The organism is Streptomyces nodosus (genome assembly GCF_008704995.1).
Classification (GTDB): domain Bacteria; phylum Actinomycetota; class Actinomycetes; order Streptomycetales; family Streptomycetaceae; genus Streptomyces; species Streptomyces nodosus.
In genome coordinates this window covers 787,814-808,116 of record NZ_CP023747.1, presented here as the reverse complement: position 1 = coordinate 808,116, position 20,303 = coordinate 787,814, and the positions used below count along the sequence as shown (strand labels likewise).

19 protein-coding genes and 2 riboswitches are annotated in these 20,303 nt (G+C 71.0%); of the genes, 14 read left to right on the top strand and 5 right to left on the bottom strand.

Annotation, left to right across the window (positions count from 1 at the left end; translation table 11 throughout):
• Positions 1 to 96 precede the first annotated feature (96 nt).
• The 7 genes from CP978_RS03630 to CP978_RS35490 all read left to right on the top strand — a co-directional run bounded on the left by CP978_RS03630 (position 97) and on the right by CP978_RS35490 (position 6,373).
• Positions 97 to 1,218, top strand: coding sequence for a TIGR03364 family FAD-dependent oxidoreductase (locus CP978_RS03630; protein ID WP_079161987.1), 1,122 nt, complete (start codon positions 97 to 99; stop codon positions 1,216 to 1,218).
• A 53-nt stretch (positions 1,219 to 1,271) separates the two neighbouring features.
• A complete protein-coding gene (locus CP978_RS03625) occupies positions 1,272 to 1,967 on the top strand; it encodes a phosphonatase-like hydrolase (protein ID WP_043437469.1) in 696 nt (231 codons plus the stop codon).
• Positions 1,964 to 3,118 (top strand): ABC transporter ATP-binding protein, encoded by a 1,155-nt coding sequence (locus CP978_RS03620; protein WP_043437465.1) that lies wholly within the window; start codon positions 1,964 to 1,966, stop codon positions 3,116 to 3,118. The genes CP978_RS03625 and CP978_RS03620 overlap by 4 nt, the downstream gene beginning before the upstream one ends.
• Complete coding sequence (locus tag CP978_RS03615; protein WP_043437463.1) at positions 3,111 to 4,013, top strand: 2-aminoethylphosphonate ABC transporter permease subunit; 903 nt, start codon at positions 3,111 to 3,113, stop codon at positions 4,011 to 4,013. The genes CP978_RS03620 and CP978_RS03615 overlap by 8 nt, the downstream gene beginning before the upstream one ends.
• Positions 4,000 to 4,797: an ABC transporter permease gene (locus CP978_RS03610; RefSeq protein ID WP_043437460.1), complete on the top strand. Its 798-nt coding sequence runs from the start codon at positions 4,000 to 4,002 to the stop codon at positions 4,795 to 4,797. The genes CP978_RS03615 and CP978_RS03610 overlap by 14 nt, the downstream gene beginning before the upstream one ends.
• Before the next feature lie 161 nt (positions 4,798 to 4,958).
• Positions 4,959 to 6,023 carry a 2-aminoethylphosphonate ABC transporter substrate-binding protein gene (locus CP978_RS03605; protein WP_043437458.1) on the top strand — a complete coding sequence of 355 codons (1,065 nt, stop codon included), beginning with the start codon at positions 4,959 to 4,961 and terminating at the stop codon, positions 6,021 to 6,023.
• 53 nt (positions 6,024 to 6,076) lie between these two features.
• Positions 6,077 to 6,373: a DUF6479 family protein gene (locus CP978_RS35490; RefSeq protein WP_311775004.1), complete on the top strand. Its 297-nt coding sequence runs from the start codon at positions 6,077 to 6,079 to the stop codon at positions 6,371 to 6,373.
• Here the strand turns inward: CP978_RS35490 and CP978_RS03600 are convergent.
• Complete coding sequence (locus CP978_RS03600; protein WP_052453997.1) at positions 6,332 to 7,063, bottom strand: ANTAR domain-containing protein; 732 nt, start codon at positions 7,061 to 7,063, stop codon at positions 6,332 to 6,334. The two genes, CP978_RS35490 and CP978_RS03600, sit on opposite strands and share 42 nt — an antisense overlap.
• Before the next feature lie 133 nt (positions 7,064 to 7,196).
• Here CP978_RS03600 and CP978_RS03595 point away from each other — a divergent pair, with 133 nt between their 5' ends.
• Complete coding sequence (locus CP978_RS03595) at positions 7,197 to 7,538, top strand: helix-turn-helix transcriptional regulator (RefSeq protein WP_043437456.1); 342 nt, start codon at positions 7,197 to 7,199, stop codon at positions 7,536 to 7,538.
• 166 nt (positions 7,539 to 7,704) lie between these two features.
• Here CP978_RS03595 and CP978_RS03590 read toward each other — a convergent pair whose 3' ends face one another.
• From CP978_RS03590 to CP978_RS03575, 3 genes are all read right to left on the bottom strand, one after another.
• Positions 7,705 to 8,016: a hypothetical protein gene (locus tag CP978_RS03590; RefSeq protein WP_174498602.1), complete on the bottom strand. Its 312-nt coding sequence runs from the start codon at positions 8,014 to 8,016 to the stop codon at positions 7,705 to 7,707.
• 296 nt (positions 8,017 to 8,312) lie between these two features.
• A complete protein-coding gene (locus CP978_RS03580) occupies positions 8,313 to 9,326 on the bottom strand; it encodes a metallophosphoesterase family protein (protein WP_043437453.1) in 1,014 nt (337 codons plus the stop codon).
• A gap of 201 nt (positions 9,327 to 9,527) precedes the next feature.
• Positions 9,528 to 10,205, bottom strand: a complete 678-nt coding sequence (locus CP978_RS03575) for a type 1 periplasmic-binding domain-containing protein (RefSeq protein WP_043437451.1) — start codon at positions 10,203 to 10,205, stop codon at positions 9,528 to 9,530.
• Positions 10,206 to 10,377: 172 nt separating this feature from the next.
• Between CP978_RS03575 and CP978_RS03570 the strand changes: the two genes are divergently transcribed.
• The 3 genes from CP978_RS03570 (at position 10,378) to CP978_RS03560 (ending at position 14,851) form a co-directional block, all read left to right on the top strand.
• Positions 10,378 to 11,583, top strand: coding sequence for a HupE/UreJ family protein (locus tag CP978_RS03570; protein WP_043437449.1), 1,206 nt, complete (start codon positions 10,378 to 10,380; stop codon positions 11,581 to 11,583).
• A 128-nt stretch (positions 11,584 to 11,711) separates the two neighbouring features.
• Positions 11,712 to 13,640 (top strand): purple acid phosphatase family protein, encoded by a 1,929-nt coding sequence (locus tag CP978_RS03565; protein ID WP_043437447.1) that lies wholly within the window; start codon positions 11,712 to 11,714, stop codon positions 13,638 to 13,640.
• Positions 13,641 to 13,771: 131 nt separating this feature from the next.
• A complete protein-coding gene (locus tag CP978_RS03560; protein ID WP_043437445.1) occupies positions 13,772 to 14,851 on the top strand; it encodes a WxL protein peptidoglycan domain-containing protein in 1,080 nt (359 codons plus the stop codon).
• A 113-nt stretch (positions 14,852 to 14,964) separates the two neighbouring features.
• On the opposite strand, the gene CP978_RS03555 is transcribed toward CP978_RS03560, so the two are convergent.
• Entirely contained in the window at positions 14,965 to 16,266 is a 1,302-nt protein-coding gene (locus CP978_RS03555; protein WP_043448069.1) for a PP2C family protein-serine/threonine phosphatase, read from the bottom strand.
• Positions 16,267 to 16,596: 330 nt separating this feature from the next.
• A riboswitch (Fluoride riboswitch) is annotated at positions 16,597 to 16,660 on the top strand.
• Positions 16,661 to 16,801: 141 nt separating this feature from the next.
• On the opposite strand from CP978_RS03555, the gene CP978_RS03550 reads away from it, so the two are divergent.
• The 3 genes from CP978_RS03550 (at position 16,802) to CP978_RS03540 (ending at position 20,270) form a co-directional block, all read left to right on the top strand.
• Positions 16,802 to 18,070, top strand: coding sequence for an MFS transporter (locus tag CP978_RS03550; protein ID WP_107070340.1), 1,269 nt, complete (start codon positions 16,802 to 16,804; stop codon positions 18,068 to 18,070).
• Positions 18,054 to 18,117, top strand: a riboswitch (Fluoride riboswitch). It overlaps the preceding gene by 17 nt.
• Before the next feature lie 39 nt (positions 18,118 to 18,156).
• Positions 18,157 to 19,824 carry an energy-dependent translational throttle protein EttA gene (ettA, locus tag CP978_RS03545; protein WP_043437443.1) on the top strand — a complete coding sequence of 556 codons (1,668 nt, stop codon included), beginning with the start codon at positions 18,157 to 18,159 and terminating at the stop codon, positions 19,822 to 19,824.
• 23 nt (positions 19,825 to 19,847) lie between these two features.
• Complete coding sequence (locus tag CP978_RS03540; RefSeq protein WP_052453995.1) at positions 19,848 to 20,270, top strand: hypothetical protein; 423 nt, start codon at positions 19,848 to 19,850, stop codon at positions 20,268 to 20,270.
• The last annotated feature ends 33 nt before the right edge of the window (positions 20,271 to 20,303 follow it).

The window sequence follows — 20,303 nt, the reverse complement described above, 5'->3', positions numbered from 1 at the left end:
AACGATAACGGGTCTGGTCCATGATTCGGTCGTTGTTCACCTCGGCGTCGCTCAGGGCCCCCCGTCGTTCAAGCTCGCAGATGCACCGTTGCCGATGTGAGAATCATCGTCGTAGGAGCAGGCGTGCTCGGCAGCATGCACGCCTGGCATGCAATCGAACGCGGCCACGAGGTCGTCCACATCGAGCGGGAGACCGAGGCACGCGGTGCGTCCGTCCGCAACTTCGGCCTGGTCTGGGTCAGCGGCCGGGCAGCGGGCGACGAGCTGAGCACCGCCCTGCGCGCCCGTGAGCTGTGGGAAGAGATCGGCGCCCAGGTGCCCGAGCTGGGCTTCCGGCCCAACGGCTCGCTGACCGTCGTCCGCACCCCCGCCGAGCTGGCCGTCGCCCGGGAGACCGCCGACCGGCCGGACGCCGCCGTCCGCGGCTTCGAACTGCTCACCGCGGACGAGGCACGCCGGATCAACCCCGCCCTGCGCGGCGAGTTCCTCGGCGCCCTGTGGTGCGAGCGGGACGGCGCGGTGGAGCCCCGTACCGCGCAGCGCGCCCTCCGCGCCCGCCTGGAGGTCTCCGGCCGCTACACCTTCCTCGGCGGACGCGAGATCCGCGAGGTCGTCGGCGACCGGGCGGTCCGCGACGACCACGGCGAGGTGCACACCGGCGACGCCGTGGTGCTCTGCACCGGCGCCTGGCTCGGCGGCCTGGTCCGCGAACTCGTCCCCGACCTGCCGGTGCGCCGGGTACGGCTGCAGATGATGCAGACCGCCCCGCTCGGCGAGGCCCTGACCACCTCCGTCGCCGACGGCGACAGCTTCCGCTACTACCCCGGCTACGCCGGTGCCGGCCTGGACGCCCTGAACGCCGGCCAGCGGCAGCACCCCACTGCCGCCGAACACCGGATGCAGCTCCTCATGGTGCAGCGCAGGGACGGCGGGCTGACCATCGGCGACACCCACGAGTACGACCAGCCCTTCGGCTTCGACGTGGTCGAGGACCCCTACGAGTACCTGACCGAGGTCGTCGAAGGGATCCTCGGACGCCCGCTGCCGCCGATCCGCCGCCGCTGGGCCGGCGTGTACGCCCAGTGCACCGACACCGGCCGGATCGTCCACCGCCAGCAGGTCCGTGACGGCGTCTGGCTGGTCACCGGCCCCGGCGGACGCGGCATGACCTGCTCGCCGGCCATCGCCGAGACGACCGCAGACACCCTCGGCCTCTGACCCCCTCCGTACCACCACCCGCCCTCACTGCCCCGCACCCAGGGAGCACCGCAATGACCGCACCCCGCCCCGCCGTCCGTCTCGTCGTCCTCGACATGGCCGGCACCACCGTCGCCGACGGCGGCCTGGTCGAGCAGGCCTTCGGCGCCGCCACCGCAACCCTCGGCCTGGAGGCCGGATCCGCCGAGCACGCCCGGATGCTCGACCATGTCCGCGCCACCATGGGCGAGAGCAAGATCTCCGTCTTCCGTCACCTCTTCGGCGACGAGGACACCGCCCAGCGGGCCAACCTCGCCTTCGAGACCGCTTACCACGACCTGATCGACGGCGGCAGCTGCGCCCCGCTGCCCGGGGCCGAGCAGGCCATCGGCGCCCTGCGCGACGGCGGCCTCAAGGTGGCCCTCACCACCGGCTTCTCCCGCTCCACCCAGGACCGCATCCTGGACGCGCTGGGCTGGCAGGGCATCGCCGACCTGACGCTGTGTCCCGCGGACGCCGGCCGTGGCCGCCCCTACCCGGACATGGTGCTCACCGCGCTGCTGCGCACCGCCACCGACGACGTGCGCCAGATCGCGGTCTGCGGGGACACCGGCTACGACATGCTCACCGGTGTCCGCGCGGGAGCCTCCGTCGTGGCCGGCGTCCTCACCGGCGCCCACGACGAGGCACGGCTGCGCACCGACGGCGCCACCCAGGTCCTCGCCTCCGTCGCCGAACTGCCCGGACTGCTGCTCCAGGAGGAACGGTGACGTCCGCGCCCGCCCCGGTCCGGGGGACACCCCAGGGCGCCGAGGCCGGCGCGGTCCGCTCCGGCCTCTCCTTCGAGGACGTCACCGTCGCCTACCACGGCACCACGGTCCTCGACGGTTTCACCCTCGACGTCGCCCCCGGCGAGGTGGTCGCCCTGCTCGGCCCCAGCGGCTCCGGCAAGACCACCGCGCTGCGCACCGCGGCCGGCTTCACCAGCCCGGTGCGCGGCCGGGTGCACATCGGCGGACGCGACGTCACCGACCTGCCGCCCTACCGGCGCGGCATCGGCATGGTGGTGCAGCAGTACGCGCTCTTCCCGCACCTCAGGGTGGAGCAGAACGTCGCCTTCGGCCTCAAGGCCCACAAGGTCCCGAGGGCCGACATCCCCGGCCGGGTCGCCCGCGCCCTGGAGATGACCGGCATGGCCGGCTACGCCCGGCGCTATCCGCGTGAACTCTCCGGCGGCCAGCAGCAGCGGGTGGCCATCGCCCGCGCCCTGGCCATCCGCCCCGACGTACTGCTCCTCGACGAGCCGCTCTCCGCGCTCGACGTCCAGCTGCGCACCGGGATGCTCGCCGAACTGGCCCGGCTCCACCGCGACCTGCCCGACGTCTCCATGCTGTATGTGACGCACGACCAGGTCGAGGCGCTGACCCTGGCCGACCGTATCGCGGTGATGAAGGACGCCCGGCTGGTGGACTGCGGCACCCCGCAGCAGCTCTACCGGCGGCCCCGCGACACCTTCACCGCCTCCTTCGTCGGACAGGCCAATCTGCTCCCGGTCACCACCCTCGCCGAGACCGGCCCCGACGGCGCCCGCGTCGCCCTGGCGGACAACGAGGTGCGGGTCGCCGCCGTGCAGCCGCTCCCCGCCGGGACCGACGCCGTGCTCTGCGTCCGCCCCCATCTGGTCCGCCTCGCGGACGGCGGCGACGGACCCACGCTCCGCGCCACCGTCACCGATGTGCAGTGGCGCGGCTCCGTCCACCGGCTCCATGCCGACCTGGTCACGGGCGGTACGGTCACCGCCGACATCGGTGAACTGCGCACCCCGCCGGTCCCCGGCGACCAGGTGGTGCTCACCTTCGACCCCGAGGACGCGGTGGTGCTCCCGGCCGCCCCGGACGGCGGAGGCAAGAGCGATGACTGACCTCTCGCTCACCGGGTCGGTCAGGGCGGCCGTCCGGATCCGCCGCCCGCGTCGCGTCCCCGGCTGGATCTGGGTGCTGCCGCCGGTCGCCGGGCTCGGCCTGGTCTTCCTCTACCCGCTGGTGCTGGTCGTCCGGCAGTCCTTCACCACGGACGACGGCAGCCGCTCGCTGGCGCCCTGGTCGGACGTCGTCGGCTCGGCCGCCTTCCAGCACGCCCTGGTCACCACCGTGTGGATCGCGGCCGCCTCCACCCTCGGCTGTCTGCTGCTGGGCTTCTTCCTGGCCCTGGTGATCTCCTTCGTGCCGTTCCCCGGCGCACGTCTGGTCGGCCGGTTCATCGATGTCTTCGTCGCCTTCCCGTCCTTCCTCATCACCCTGGCGCTGGTCTTCGTCTACGGCTCCGCCGGCATGGCCAACGGCGCCTGGCACGGACTGACCGGCCAGCAGGGCACCCCGTTCTCCTTCCTCACCACCCCCTGGGGTGTTCTGCTCGCCGAGATCACGTACTTCACCCCGTTCGTGATGCGCCCGCTGCTCGCCGCCTTCTCCCAGGTGGACAGCGCCCAGCTGGAGGCGGCCTCCTCGCTGGGCGCCCGGCCCCTGCGGATCGTCCGGCAGGTGATCCTGCCCGAGGCGCTGCCCTCGCTGGCGGCCGGCGGCAGCCTGGTGCTGGTGATGTGCCTCAATGAGTTCGGCATCGTGCTGTTCACCGGCGCCAAGGACGTCACCACCCTGCCGATGCTGGTCTACAGCCGGGCGATCCTGCAGTCCGACTATCCGGCGGCCTGTGTCGTCGCGGTGGTCAACATCGCCCTCTCGGTGGCGCTCTACGGCCTGTACCGCAGCTGCGTCCCCAGGACCGGCAAGGAAGGCGGTCCCCGTGCTGGTGCATAGCGCGGCCGCCCGCCGCATCCTGTGGGCCGTCTTCTTCCTCCTGGTCCTGCCGCTGTTCGCGCTCCCCTTCCTGGTGGTGCTCACCGCGTCCTTCGCCGACCGGTGGAGCGGCGTGCTGCCCTCCGCCTTCACGGCCGCCCACTACGCCGACATCGGCCATGGCGAGTCCCTGAACTCCCTGCTCACCAGCCTCGTCACGGCGGCCGTCGCCAGCCTCGCGGCGCTGACCTCCGGCACCTGGGCGGCGCTGGCCGCCCGCCGCCTCGGACCGAGGCTGCGCCGGGTGATCGACGGGCTGTTCATGCTGCCGCTCGCGGTGCCCTCGGTGGTCGTCGGCCTGGCCCTGCTGGTCGCCTTCAGCGCCCCGCCGCTGCTGCTCAACGGCACCCGTACCATCGTGATCCTGGCGCACACCGTGCTGGTGACCGCCTTCGCCTACCAGTCGGTACGGGCCGCGGTGGCCCGCCTCGACCCGGCGCTCGAGCAGAGCGCGGCGGGCCTGGGCGCCCGTCCGGCGCGTGTGCTGTGGCGGGTCACCCTGCCGCTGCTGCTGCCCTCGCTGGGCGCCGCCCTGGGCCTGTGCTTCGCCCTGTCGATGGGCGAGCTCAGCGCCACCATGATGCTCTACCCGCCGGACTGGCTGCCGCTGCCGGTACGGATCTTCGCCACCACCGACCGCGGTGCCCTCTTCACCGGCGCGGCGCTGGCCGTGGCCCTGATGGCCAGCACCCTCGTGGTGCTGATCGGCACCGCCCGGCTGCGGACGCGGGCCTCCTACCGCTGACCGCGCCCTGATCCCCTCTTGATCCACCCCCCTGATCCACATCCCCCTCCCACCCCTGCTCCTCTCTCGATCCCCTCTTGCCCCTCTTGTTCCGCCCCCTCAGAACTCGCCCCGTGCGGCGCCGTCGTGCGCCGCGCAGCTCCCAGGAGAGATCACACGCCATGCACGCACGTCTCAAGCCGATCGCCGCCGTCATCGGTGCCCTCGCCCTGTCCGGATCGCTCGCCGCCTGCGGTGGTTCGGGCTCCTCCGCGAAGAGCGACGCCAAGGAGATCACCGTCTACAGCGCCGACGGTCTCAAGGCCGACGACGGCAGCGGTTTCTACGACAAGGTGTTCAAGGACTTCACCGCCCGGACCGGCATCAAGGTCAACTACGTCGAGGGCGGCTCCGGCGAAATGGTCCAGCGCATGGTCCGCGAGAAGTCCAACACGCAGGCCGATGTCGTCGTCACCCTCCCGCCCTTCATCCAGCAGGCCGCGAGCAAGGGCCTGCTGACGTCCTACAAGCCCGCGGGCTGGGACAAGGTCGCGGCGTCGGACAAGGCCCCGAACGGCGACTGGACCTCGGTCATCAACAACTACCTCTGCTTCATCTACAACACCAAGCAGCTCAGCTCCCCGCCGAAGACCTGGAACGACCTGCTGGACGCGAAGTTCAAGAACAAGCTCCAGTACTCCACCCCGGGTGTGGCCGGTGACGGCACCGCCGTGCTGATCAAGGCGATGCACGACTTCGGTGGCATCAAGCCCGCCACCGAGTTCCTGGGCAAGCTCCAGCAGAACAACGTCGGCCCGTCCTCCTCCACCGGCCAGCTGGCCCCGAAGGTCGACAAGGGCGAGCTGCTGGTCGCCAACGGCGATGTGCAGATGAACTACGCCGACATGGCCTCCATGCCCAACCAGGGCATCTTCTTCCCCGCCGACAGCAGCGGCAAGAGGACCACCTTCGCCCTGCCCTACGCGGCGGGACTGGCGAAGAACGCCCCGCACTCGGCCAACGCCAAGAAGTTCCTCGACTTCCTGCTCTCCTCGCAGGTGCAGCAGGAGGCGGCCACCGTCGCCGGCGGCTTCCCGGTCCGCACCGATGTCACGGCCACGGGTGAGAACGCCACGAACCTCAAGAAGATCCTCGACGGGGTCGAGATCTTCACCCCGGACTGGAACGACATCGACACCAACCTCAAGAGCTATGTCAGCGCCTGGCAGGAGGCCACCGGCAGCTGACAACACCCTGACCATCCCGAGGGGGAGCGCGGACACCCCGCGCTCCCCCTCGGGTGATTGTCTCCGGGGCGCCTGCCCGGGCAGAGGCCCGCGCGGATGTACTGGTGACCGGCGGTCCGGACGACCGGCTGGCCTCGCGTGGCCGTCGTCGGTTGCTCCGGGCGGCAGGGGAGGAGACCCGGCAGGTCCGTGAACCGGACGAGGGGCCCCGGGCCGAGGGCGAGAGCGAGCGGCTCACACCCCACCAACTCCGGCACTCCGCGAGCAGGCGGAGCGGGAACCGAAACCGTCGGCGCGGGGAGAGCGGTTCAAGCGGATCGTTCGGCAGCGGCGGCAGCGGTGGCGGATGAGCCCCGGCGGCCGTCGGCCGGTTCCGGAGCGCCGACCCGGGCGACGGCGGCCGTCAGATGCCGCCGCAGCGGGCCGGAGAGCGGCTCCCCGGTCACGGCGGTCACCACGTCCCGAGCCACTCGGTGCAGCTTGGTGTTGGAGTTCTGGGAGGTCGTCACCAGTACCGTCCACGCCTGGTCCCGGCTCAGGCCGAAGGAGGCCATGAGGACCCCGCGGGCCATGTCGATGTCGGGCCTGGTCTGCATGGCGCGTCGGAGCTGGACGACCTCGGTGCTCAGCTCGGTGTCGGTGTCCTCGCCCGGCACCCGCGTTCCCGTGGGCGGGCGGCTCGCCCCCGAGCGGCCGGAGCGGCCGGGGAACAGCCCCCTCGTGCCGGTGGCGTTCAGCAGCTGCTGGGCCATGGGGCTCGTGGCGACCAGGGTGATCGTCTTCCGCTGGGCCAGGGCGCGGCGCCGGGTGCTGAGCAGCACACTGAGAGCGGATCCGTCGCAGTGGGTCACCCCGCTGAGGTCGAGGTCGATGCCGGCGACCGAGTCGCTGACGGCGTGCCGCAGGGCGCGCTCGAGTGTCTGGTCCTCGTCCAGACCGACTGTGCCGGTGACCGTCACGGCCACTCGGTCGCCCTCGGGCCGGGCATCGACCACCAGGCCGCGGGTGGTGCTGTGTACGTCGTGTGCGGGCTCCGGCATGACTGCCCTCTCCGTGGAAACTCGTCCGTAGCCGTGTCTTCAGGTTCGCCCCGGTCGGAGTGACACGTCAAGCAGTACCGGAAATTTGGTTCGTGTTTTTGTATACGTGAATGAGATGTCCTAGGATTCGGCCATGGATGGAGTGCTCGAGCCGCACAATGGATGGACGTTTCTGACCAACCATGCCCGTGTGCTCGCCGTCATCGCGGACAATCGCAACGCCCGCATCCGCGACATCGCGGCGCGCTGCCGTCTCACCGAACGCGCGGTGCAGAAGATCATCGCCGACCTCGAGCGGGGCGGCTATCTCTCCCACACCCGGGAGGGGCGGAGCAACCTCTACCGGATCGACCCGAGCAAGCTGCTGCGTCACCCGGCCGAGGCGGGGGTGACCGTGGCCTCGCTGCTCTCACTGCTGGTCAGGGACGAGGCCGACCGCCACCGGCCGGTCCAGCCGTCCGGGCCGGAGGTCTGAACCACAGCGAGAAGCCAAGCCCCGCCGGCCGTCCTGGCAGACGCCCTGGGCGTGAATCCTCAGACGGTGATGCGCTGGGCCGAGCGAGCCGGAACGGACTGCCTGGGCTACGCGACCCTGCGAAGTCTCCGGGGACCAGAAGGCGCTTGAGGCGCTCGCCTCAAGATCAGGACGTGGCCCAGGTTTCAGTGCGCCAGCCCGGCAGCTCCTTGTCCAGCCACTCCTCGATGGTCCTTCGCCAAGGATCCGAGGGAGCGCTGTCGGCGACGTCGGCCCAGACGTCCTCCGCCATGTCGGGGTCGATGAACAGGCTGTCGAGGTAGGCGTCGAAGTCGTCGGCGACCTTCGTGAAGACATGGTTGCCCAGATACCTCGGCCGGGCGATGGCGTGCACGAACGCATGGATTTGGCCATGAGTGGCCGGGTTCAGGTCCAGGAAGAGGGTGTCGCTGCCGCGGACACGAACAGAGTGTCGCACCCCGCTCCGACAGCCACGAGGCGCGACCTCACCCCTCCGGGCGAGGCCGGGGTCGGCCTGCTGATGCTGATGGCCAAGTCGAGACACAAGACCACGATGTCGCTGACTGTACGTCAGGAGTCCGTCACCGGAACCGCTTGAGCGCCTCGTGTCCGTGAATGCCCTCCGCGGACAGGCCCGCGGCGGCGGGTGGGCGAAGAGCGCACAGTCCGCTCGGGCGCCGCCGCGAGGACGGTGCCCGAGCGGGCCGCGGCCGACAGCCTCGACGGGCCCTGCCGAGCGCTGTGCGGCAGGTGTCAGATCCGCGTGGACAGCGGCACGGAGATCTGCTTCATCCAGCTACGGGTCGCGAAGTCACGCGCCTTGATGACGACGCGGTCGCGGTACACATCCACCTGGAGCCCCTGGTTGAAGGGTCCGGGGACGGTGACCTCGCCGCCCTGCCCGTTGTCGGAGAAGCCGGTCTGCACCGCACCGGTGTTGACGACCGAGAAGCCGTCGAGGTTGGCGGTGCCCGGCACGACCCGGCGCACATACCAGTCGGACAGGGTCAGGTCCCAGTGGGTGTGACCGCTGAAGAGGAACACGTCGCGGTACCGCCCGAGGAGGCCGAGCAGGCGGTCGGGCTGGAGGTAGTCGCTCATATAGATCTTGCTGCGGGTACCGGAGACGGTGTTGGGCAGCGGGTGGTGAGTGATCACCATGACCGGCTTGCGGTGCCGCGTCCAGTACTGCAGGCGGTCCTCCAGCCACCGGAACTGCGCCTCACTGATCCACACTTCGTCCCACAGGGAGCTGTCGTGGTACTTCATGTAGCGCTCGGTGCCGATGGTCAGGACCGGGATGCCGCCGAACGTCGTCTCCGCGTAGATGGTGGAGCGCTCGGCGAAGTTGTAGAAGCTGCGGAAGAGGGATTCCTCGGTGGTGCCGTTGGGCCAGGTGTCCTGGGCGAGGGTGTCCGGGTCGGCCCACTTGGGGACGTAGAACTCGTGGTTGCCGATGGCCCAGGCGATCTCGCGCGGCTTCGGCCCCTGGTCCAGCACCTTCTTCACTTCGGCGTACTCGAAGTCGTATCCGCGCGGGGTGATGTCCCCCGCGACGGCCATGCCCGAGGAGTGCGGGTTGGTGGCCTTGATGTCCTTGAGCGCCGAGGCGAAGTCGCCGAGGTCGCCCTGGATGTCGCTGATGACGTTGAACGTGGTGACAAGCCCGCCGGCGCCGGCGGCCGGTGCGGCCTCGGCGGGCACCTGGGCGAGGCCACCGAGCACGAGGGCTCCGGCGGTCGCGCCGAGCAGGGATCTGCGTTCCACGGTCGTTCCTTTCGGGTGTCGCGCGGGACACGGGACTCAACCCGCGCGATGGACTAGACCCGTTATCAATAAGCGATCAAGCGGGCGTGCGGATGAACGTGATGCGACGTTTTGACCGAAGAGCGCGGTTCAGGGGCGCGCGGAAACCCGGGCAGAGCCCGGCGGATCGCCCCGGCGTTCCGTTCCGTTCCCCCGCCGGATTCAGGGTGCGTCGAGCTGGACGACGATGCCGGTGAGGTCGTTGAGGACGGCCGCGGTGCCCGCCCGTACGGCTTCGGCGCAGCGTCGGGGCGTGAAGGAACGGGCGTCGTAGGCGGTGGAGGTGACCAGGTCCTCGCCCCGGAAGGTCGCGCCGGGCCAGTTGGCCGCCGTGACGTTGTGGGTGGGTTCGGCCAGTTCGGCGCCGAGGACGAGGAACTGCTGCGACAGATGGCTCGCGGAGACGGTGGCGAGGGAATCGATGAGCTCGTCGCCCGCGCTGATGATCAGGTCGGGATGCATGTCCAGGGCACGGACGATGGCGGGGATCGGGTCGGAGGGGGTGTCCGGGGTGACCGTCCTGAGACTCACGTGTTCGGTGCGGGCCCAGTCCTCGACGGCCGTGACCAGCGTCCGGGTAGGCCGGTCGTCGCCGCTGGAGAGCAGGACCACGCGGTAGTCCTTCGGGGGGTGCACGCCGTCCCAGGAGCCGGGCCTCGGTGTGATGGTGGCCTCGGGGGTCGGTGGGGCGGAGGGGTCGGTGAAGCCGTCGCCGAGGGTCCCGACGGGGGAGGGGGCGGGATGCGGCTGCGACCAGGTGTCACTGGAACTGCATCCGGTGGCGAACGCGGCGACCGCGGCGAGTGCGAAGGTCGCGGTGGCTCGGAGCGGGGAGCGCAAGGTGGCCGTCCTCGGGGCGATGGCGGGTGGTGCCCGTTCATCTTGCAATCCCGGTGGCCGTGGTGTTGAGGGGGAGGGGGCGGTGGCGGGGCTTGTTATTCCATGGTTCGCCGGTGGGCCGGAACGTGTTCATCCATGGCCTGCACGGTGCAGTGGCGACTGAAGGAGCCACATGTCACCACGCGTTCGCCGCGCCGTTGTCCTCGTCACAGCGGCGCTGATTGTTTTTCTGGGGGTCGGGCAGCCCGCGTCCGCCCACGGGTTCACCTCGACCGCCTATGTTCATGTCACCGGCGGCGAACGGGGCCAGATCCGGACCAGGCTGGAGCTGGAGTACGACTTGCTCGTGGTGTCCGCCGCGGACGCCGAGGGCGACGATCCCCTGTTCCAGGCGGGGACCGCCGCCTTCGAGGACGGCGACGCGGACGAACAGGCGGCGGCACTCGACGCGCACCGGAAGGCGGCTGTCGGCTATGTCACCAAGCGCTTCTCGGTGATGTCGAAGGGCGCCCCGTGCAAGCCGGCGCAGGCCGGGGACTTCACGATGGGCTGGCAGGAGGGCGTGCCCTACACGGTGCTGACGCTGGACTGGGACTGCTCTCGGGGCGACAGCCATGAGGTGCGCAGTGAGCTGTTCCCCGGCACCGAGGGCTATGTGAGGGACACCAAGACGATCGTCACCTATGAGCTGGAGGGCGTCTCGGGCAGCGCGGCGCTGGACGCCGCCCATCCGTCCTTCTCGATCAGCCAGTCCTGGTTTGAGCGGTTCTGGGAGTTCTTCCGTCTGGGAGCCGAGCATCTGCTGACCGGGATCGACCACATCCTCTTCCTGCTGGCGCTCATCGTGGGGTCGCGGCGGCTCAGGGAGATCGTGCTGGCGGCCACCAGCTTCACGCTGGCGCACTCGGTGACCTTCATGCTGGCTGCTCTCGGTGTGGTCGATGTGCCCGGCAGAGTGGTGGAGCCAGTGATCGCCCTGTCCATCGCGGTGGTCGCGGGCTGGTATCTGTGGCGGATCTGGCGGCGCGGCGACCATGCCACCGACCTCGTCGCGGCGGGGCGCGGTCACTTCAGCCTGGACCGGGCGGGCTGGGTCCGGCTGGGGGTCGTGTTCTGTTTCGGTCTGGTGCACGGACTGGGCTTCGCGGGTGCGCTGGGCATCGACGCGGCGTGGTCATGGACCCTGCTGTGGTCCCTGTTGGTGTTCAACGTCGGCATCGAGGCGGTGCAACTGGGCATCATCGCCGTGGTCTTCCCCCTGCTGGTCCTGGTGCGCCGGCGTGCGCCGAGGGCCGGACTGTGGGTCTCGGGAGTGATCTGTGCCGGTGTGTCCGTGATGGGGCTGTTGTGGTGTGTGCAGCGGCTGCTGGAGTCCTGAGAAGGTCTCAACTCTCCTGGGAAGTTCAGCTGGTCCCAACAACGCATTGGTGATCGGTTAACCGAGTGAGGAGAACTTGTGGCTCTCCATTCCATGCACTTCGGTGCGTCAAAGGGAAACGAGACCTGATGAACGACAGACCCTCCTCACAGGCCCGCGGGCCTGTGCGGCGTCGCGTGGCCACCGGGGCCGGCGCGGCATTCCTGGGCCTCACCGTGGCTCTGGGCGGCGGCCTCGCGTCGCCCGCCGGTGCCGCCGAGACTTCGACGCTCACCGGCATCATCCTCGGTGTGGGCGCCAACGAGTCCCAGCGCACGGTGACCTGGTACTCCTCGGCCGACACCGCCCAGAAGGTCCAGCTCGCCCCCACGGCGCAGCTGGTCAACGGGGAGTTCCCGGCCGGCGCGGCCACCTTCGACGCGATCGGCGGCGAGAACATCGCCACCAGCGGCGGCTACAACCGCCACGCGACGCTGACCGGCCTGAAGGAGCACACGCAGTACTCGTACCGCGTCGGCTCCGAGGGCAACTGGTCCTCGGCGTACTCCTTCAAGACGCAGGACTTCGAAGGCGACTACGACTTCCTGTTCTTCGGTGACCCGCAGATCGGCTCCTCCGGCAATGTCGCGCAGGACCAGGCCGGTTGGCAGGACACCCTGGACGTCGCCCTGAAGGCCAACCCCAACACCGAACTGCTGGTGTCGGGTGGCGACCAGGTCGAGACCGCCAACACCGAGTCGCAGTGGGACGCCTTCCTGGCGCCCGACAAGCTGCGTCAGTACCCGTGGGCCGCCACCATCGGCAACCACGACGTCGGTGGCAAGGCGTACGAGCAGCACATGTTCACCCCGAACACGGACCGCTCCGCGTCGCTGTACCAGAACGGCAACCCGGCCTCCAACACGTCGGGCGGCGACTACTGGTACATCTACAAGGATGTGCTGTTCATCGACATCAACAGCAACAGCTACGCCAACCCCGCCGACGGCAACGGTGGTGACGCGGCCCACATCAAGTACATCACCGACGTCATCAACAAGCACGGCTCCGAGGCGAAGTGGAAGGTGCTCAACATGCACCACGCCATGTACTCGCCGGCGAGCCACGCCAAGGACTCCGACCTCAAGTCGCGTCGTGGCGACCTGCCGGAGACCTTCTCCAAGCTCGGCATCGACCTGGTTCTGGCGGGCCACGACCACGCCTACTCGCGCAGCTACGTGCTGAAGAACGGCGAGAAGCAGAACAAGGACGAGCAGCCCGGTGCCGCCAACGTCTACCCGGGCCCCGGCGGCGTCGTCTACGTGACCGGCAACTCGGCCTCCGGGTCGAAGTACTACGCCATCACGAGCCCGGACAACTCCGGTACCACCGGTACCGGCATGGGCGCGGACCCGTTGAACCCGAAGAACTACTGGTTCAACTCGGCCGAGAACCAGGAGAACAAGCGCTCCTACGTCAAGGTCGAGGTCCGCAACGACCAGCTGGTCGTCAAGAACGTCCGCAGCGAGGCCAGCCCCTCCGGTGCGGTCGGCTCGGTCATCGACGACGTGACGGTGCACCCGTACCACGGTGACGGTCAGCAGCTGCAGGTCAACGTTCCGGACGCGCCCGCGGGCGAGTTCGGCTGGACCATCGACGGCTACAACGGCCTGGTGGACCTGGGTACCGCCAAGGACCACGACGGCGACTACTTCCAGGCGGACGGCCGGATCAACCCGATCCTGGTCTCCGACAACCGCCGGTCGCTGGCTCCCTGGTCGATCTCGGCCAGCGTCGGTGACTTCAAGGACGCCGACAAGACGTTCTCCGGTGCCTACCTGGGCTGGACGCCGAACGTCCTGGAGGACGGCGCCGGTGCCAAGGCCAGCGGGGTGGTGGCCTCCGGCTACGACGACCACGGCGCGGGTCTGTCCGTCTCGCGCGGACTGGGCTGGGCCGACCAGGGTCACCCCAAGGGCAAGGCCAAGCTGGGCGCCGACCTGGATCTGAAGATCCCGGGCAGCGTCAACAAGGGCGCCTACCGCGCCACCCTGACGATCACTGCGCTGAGCAGCTGACCGGCAGAACCGTTTCACCGGCGGGGGTGGGCACCTTCCGGCGCCCGCCCCCGCCGTTCGTTCCGCCCCGCTCCTTCGGCTCCGTATCCGCCGCCCGTTCCGCACCCGCCCCAGACCGCCCGAGGACCCCGATGAACGCGCCCCCGACACGCCGCAGCACCACCGCGGCCGCTCTCGTCCGTACCGTCGCCCTGGCCCTGCTCGCGGCCCTGGCGCTCACCGGGCTGTGCGCCGGCCCCGTCGCGGCCGCCGACGGTGACGTCACCTGGACGGTCCGGACCGCCCCCAACGCCTATGGCACGGCGCGGTCGAGCTTCAGCCACGGCATCAACCCCGGCGGACAGATCAAGGACGCCATGATCGTCGCCAACCGTGGCACCTCCCCGCTGACCCTCGCCGTCTACGCCGCCGACGGCTACACGACCGACGCGGGCCAGCTCGACCTGCTCACCAAGGACAAGAAGTCCCGCGCCGTGGGCGCCTGGGTCCACGCGGACCGCGACAGCATCGTGGTCCGGCCCGGCAAGGCCGTCACGGTCCCCTTCACGATCAGCGTCCCGGACAACGCCACCCCCGGTGACCATGTGGGCGGCATTCTCACCTCCCTGAAGCAGTCCGACGACGCCGAGGGCATCAATGTGGACCGGCGCCTCGGCATCCGGATCAAGCTCCGGGTCAGCGGTGAACTCAAGCCGAAACTCGCGGTCGAGGACCTGCACGTCGACTACGACGGCTCGTTCAACCCCTTCGCCAAGGGCGACGCGACCGTCACCTACACCGTCCACAACACCGGCAACACCGTCCTGTCGGCCCAGCAGAAGGCCTCGCTCTCCGGCCCGTTCGGATGGCTGCGCACCGAGGCGGGCGCCATCGCCGCGCCGCCGGAACTGCTGCCGGGTGAGCGCTGGAAGGTGACGGTCCCCGTGCACGGGGTGGCGCCCGCCGTCGTCCTGTCCGCGACCACGACCCTCACCCCGCTGCTCACCGACGCCTCGGGCTCCACCACCTCGCTCAAACCCGTCGAGGCCACGGCACACGGCTGGGCCGTTCCCTGGACGCTGCTGCTGTTCCTCGTCCTCCTGATCGCCGCCGCCGTCGGGGCGTTCCTGCTCTCCCGCCGCAACCGCGCGCGGCGGGCGCTGCGCGAGGACGCCCGGGTGCGGGACGCGGTCGAGGAGGCGCTGCGCGAGCACACGCCGCAGCGGGACTGACCGGGCGCGTCCCGGGGCCCCGACAGGCACCGTTCACCCCGTCGCGACGCCCGGCACGACAACACCCGGTGCGAGGCCGGCATCCGCACGGGGCCCGCGCCCGCGCCGGGGCGTCAGGCCGGCCTGTCCGGGTCGGTGTTCCTGAGGGCGAGCACGGCGACATCGTCGTGGTAGCCGGTCTGCAGCCGGACCAGCAGGCTGTCGCAGAAGGAGTCCAGGGGTGAGGAGGCCAGGGCGCCCGCATGCTGGCGCAGCCGGGTCAGACCACGGCCGATGTCCTCGCCGGGGCGCTCGATCAGCCCGTCGGTGTACAGCAGCACGGTGGCGCCGGGCTCCACGACGATCCTCGCGTCCGTCCTGGCGGGACACGGGTCCAGACCGAGGATCGGGGCGTGTCCGTCCTCCAGCAGCCGGGTGGTGCCGTCCGGCAGCATGAGCAGGGGCGGCGGGTGTCCGGCGTTGGTCCAGGACAGTGGGCGCCCGGCGTCCGTCGGGGCGTGGAGCTGGGCGATGACGGCCGTCACCAGCTCGACGGAGGTCATGCCCTGCATGACGCGGTCCAGCCGGCACATCACCCCGGCAGGGGGATCCCCGCTGTCGTAGGCCAGGGCCCGCAGCATGTTGCGCAGCTGCCCCATGCGGACCGCCGCCGTGAGGTCGTGGCCCATGACATCGCCGATCACCAGCATGGTCGACCCGTCGGGCAGCGCGAAGGCGTCGTACCAGTCCCCGCCGACCTCGGCCCCCGCCCGGGCCGGGGCGTACCGGGCGGCCAACTGGAGGCCCGGGAGGCCGCGCAGGTTCGGCAGCAGGGAGCGCTGGAGCTGTTCGGCGGTGTTGCGCTGGAAGGCGTACAGCCGGGCGTTCTCCACCGCCAGCCCGGCACGGCGGCCGAGGTCGGCGGCAAGTTGCCGGTCCTCCTCCTCGAAGGGCGCCCCGGGGGAGCGGATCAGGGTGAGCGCCCCCAGGGTCTCGCTGCGGGCCCGCAACGGGACCACGAGAACGCATCCGGCGTCCAGCACACGGTACAGACGCCGCTGGACGGCACCCAGTGATCCCGGCTCCCGCGAGCGCGCCGGGTCCTCGAGAGTCATGGGACCCGCACCGCGCAGGACCCGGGACAGCGGGTCGGCCGAGTCCCCGAGCCCGGGCATCGGCCCCTCGGCCAGCGCGCGGACGGCGCGGTCCGGGTCGCGGTGCGTGACCGCGATGCGCCGCACCCGGTCCCCGTCCAGGAGGTCCACCACACAGGCGTCGGCGAACTGCGGCACCAGGCGCTGGGACATCCGGCGCAGGGCGTCCTCGGCGTCGAGATCCAGGCTGCCGGCCAGGGCGACGCTGATGTCGGCCAGCAGGCGCAGCCTCGAGGGTCCCCCGGAGAGATCGGGACCGGCCCCGGAGCGTGCGTGGTTCATCGCCCCGGCCCCGATCCCGGAGCACATGGGCACCGGGCCGTCGCACCGCGCCGGGGCGTCCTGGACGCGGTCCGCCGGCCGATGCGGCCCTGTACAGCCTCGGTCATCACATCACTCTCCGCATACACCGCTCGCTGCCCCGGCCCGGCCGGAGACCCATCGGCACCTCCAGTGTGATCCGACGATCCCTCCCGGGGCGCGGCGTACACGAGCGGCGTGCACGACGGACCTGCCCGCGCGTTCTCCGGCGCCCCGGCAACCGGCACCGCCGCCATGTGCACGGATGGCGGAACTCGCACGGATGGCGGAACCAGGGGGGCGCGGAGCACCATGGAGGTGGGCGATGAGGCTCGCCCTCGACCGCACATCCCGTGCTGATGGCCTCTGCTGCCGGACGGTCGCCGATAGGCCCGTCCACAGGCCGTTTCCCCGAGCCGGGAGGTGCGGTCCTTGTACCGCGACGTCGTCGAAGAAGTCGTCGAAGAACCCGCCCGCGCACCGCGCCCGGTGGACTGACCCGGACGGTGCCGGTCCGGTGGGCGGCAAGGAGCACGGCGAAGGGCCCGCGGCAGGGCGGTGGCCCGCTGCCCCGGCCGGCGGCACGGCAGCGCGGTTCGTCCTGCTCATCGGCGTCGTCAGCCTGTTCTCCGACATGGCCCACGAAGGCGCCCGCGGCATCACAGGCCCCTTCCTCGGCTCCCTCGGCGCCGGCGGGCTGATCGTCGCGACGGTCGCCGGCGGCGGTGAACTCCTCGGCTACGCCCTGCGGTTCGTCTTCGGCCGGCTCGCGGACCGCACCGGCCGCTACTGGCTGATCACGGCCGTCGGCTACACCGTGCAGATGGTCGTGGTGCCGCTGCTGGCACTGGCCGGGAACTGGCCGGTCGCGGCCCTGCTGATGATCGCCGAACGCAGCGGCCGTGCGCTGCGCAACCCGGCGCGGGACGCGATGCTCGCCCACGCCACCGCCGAGCTGGGGCGCGGCCGCGTGTACGGCGTACGGGAGGCGCTGGACGCGGCCGGGGCGACGGCCGGGCCGCTGGTCGTGGCCGGAGTGCTGTCCCTGCACGGCGGCTACCGAGGGGGTTTCGCCGTGCTCGCCGTCCCGGCCGTCCTCACGCTGCTGGTGCTGGCGAGAGCCCGGCACACCTGTCCCCGGCCCGCGGATCTGGACGTCGAGCAGAGCGTCCCCGGCCCCCGGGGCACATCGCGGGCCTTCTGGATCTATCTGGCGGCCATGGGGCTGATCGCGGCTGCCTACGCGGACTACCCGCTGATCGCCTACCACTTCGGCAGGGACCGGGTGATGCCCGAGGCCTGGATCCCGGTGCTGTACGCGGTGGCCATGGCCGGCGAGGCGGTCGCGGCGCTGCTGCTCGGCCGTCTCTTCGACCGGTGGGGCCTGAGGACGGTGGCGGGCGCGACCCTGCTCACCGCGTGCTTCCCGCCGCTGGTCTTCCTCGGCGGCGTCCGCCTCGCGGTCGTCGGTGTGCTGCTGTGGGGTCTGGGCGCGGCCGCCCAGGAGTCCATCGTGAAGGCCGCGGTCACCGGCATGGTCGCCGCCGACCGCCGGGCCTCGGCCTTCGGCTTGTTCGACACCGGTTTCGGGGTGTGCTGGTTCGCCGGCAGCCTTGCGCTGGGGGCGCTCTACGACCGCTCCGCGATCGGCCTGGTGATCTTCTCGGTCGTGCTGCAGCTGGTCGCCGTACCTCTGTTGCTGGCCGTGCGGGGCGCACCAAAGCGGCGCCGGAACCGCTGGCGGGACCGGCTCCTGAGGAGCACCCTGGAGGGGAGTGGGCGATGAGGCTCGCCCTCGACCGCACATCCCGTGCTGATGGCCTCTGGGAGCGACAGCCGCTGTCCGGCGGCCCGGCTGTGGAGGCACCGCGGATGTACGTGTACACGATGCGCAAGGCCCGTATGGCCCACGGCGACAAGACCGTCCTCGACGATGTCACCCTCGCCCTCCTGCCCGGCGCCAAGATCGGCGTGGTGGGTCCCAACGGCATGGGCAAGTCCACCGTCCTGCGGATCATGGCGGGGCTGGAGCGGCCGACCGAAGGGGACGCCTTCCCAGCGCCCGGCATCGGCATCGGGATCCTGGAGCAGGAGCCCCGGCTCGACGACTCGACCAGTGTCCAGGGCAATGTCGAACAGGGCGCCGCGGAGATCCGGAGCATGCTGCGCCGCTACGCGGAGGTCACCGCGCGTCTCGGTGACGGCGACGGCGAGCAGACGCAGGAACTGCTGGACGAACTCGGCTCGCTGCAGGAGACCCTGGACCACGCCGAAGCCTGGGACCTGGACTCCCGCCTGGAACAGGCCATGGACGCCCTGCGCTGCCCGCCGCCCGACACCCCCGTGACGGAACTCTCGGGCGGCGAACGACGACGGGTCGCCCTGTGCCGGCTGCTGCTGTCCCAGCCGGACCTCCTGCTGCTGGACGAGCCCACCAACCACCTGGACGCCGAGTCCGTGGCCTGGCTGGAACAGCATCTGGCCGACTACCCCGGCACGGTGGTCGCGGTCACCCACGACCGGTACTTCCTGGACCATGTCGCCCGGCGGATCCTGGAGATCGACCGCGGGCACGCCTATGCCTACGAGGGCAACTACTCCACCTATCTGGCGACCAAGGCGGCCCGGCTGCGGGTGGAGGGCCGCAAGGACGCCAAACGGCAGAAGCGGCTGGCGGAGGAGCTGGCCTGGGTGCGCTCCGGCGCCAAGGGCCGTCAGGCCAGGTCCAAGGCACGGGTGCAGCGCTACGAGGACCTGGCGGCCGAGGCCGCCGAGCGGCGGAAGCTGGACTTCGAGGAGATCCAGATCCCTCCGGGCCCGCGCCTGGGCAGCCTGGTCCTGGAGGCCGGCCGGCTCACCAAGGGCCACGGCGACCGGCTCCTGATGGAGGATCTGTCGTTCTCCCTGCCCCGGGGCGGCATCGTCGGCGTCCTCGGCCCCAACGGCGTCGGCAAGACCACCCTGTTCCGGATGATCGTCGGCGAGGAACAGCCCGACGCGGGCACCCTGCGGCTCGGCGACACCGTCCGGATCTCCTACGCCGACCAGAACCGCGCCGGGCTGGATCCCGCCCGGTCCGTGTGGGAGGCGGTCTCCGGCGGCCGGAACGTCCTGCGCATCGGGGACGTCGAGATGCCCTCGCGGGCCTATGTCGCCGGCTTCGGCTTCAAGGGCGCCGACCAGCAGAAGCCCGTCGGTGTGATGTCCGGCGGCGAACGCAACCGTCTCAATCTGGCCCTGACCCTGAAGCAGGGCGGCAACCTTCTGCTGCTGGACGAGCCGACCAACGACCTGGACGTGGAGACGCTGGCCTCACTGGAGAGCGCGCTGCTCGACTTCCCCGGCTGCGCCGTGATCACCGCGCACGACCGGTGGTTCCTGGACCGGGTCGCCACCCACATCCTGGCCTGGGAGGGCGACGCCCACTGGTTCTGGTTCGAGGGCAACTTCGCCGACTACGAGGCCAACAAGATCGAGCGGCTGGGCGTCGAGGCGGCCCGGCCGCACCGGGTCACCCACCGTCGGCTGGTCCGTGGCTGACCGCCAGGACAGGAGGCCGCGCCATGACACACCTCGACCACGATGCGGTGGCGGCGGTCCGTGTCGCCCAGCTCACCGTCATCAACGCCAAGTGGCACATCCTGGAGGAACAGGCCCTCCGACGGCTCGCCCCGCTGCGCGGCCTGGCCTGCACCCCGCTGTTCCCCGGCCACCCGGTCATCCAAGTCGTCGCCTGCGGCGGGCGGTTGCTCGGCCGGGCCCGACGGCATCACAGCGGCCGTACCACGAGTTGGATCGCCGTCCCCGCCGGCACCGCCCGCGAGATCGGCGCGTACCGCACCCTGCACGGCGCCGTCCGTGCGCTGGCCCGGCACGCCGGCACATCCCGCCACCGGGTCACCGAGACCCCCGCCCCACGGGCGCGGCCGGAACCGGCCGGACCGCGCGCGGGACCCGGCCGGGTGGGCCGCCAGGGACACGGCTGAGGTCTCGGCGCCAGGACAGACCGGAACGCCGCG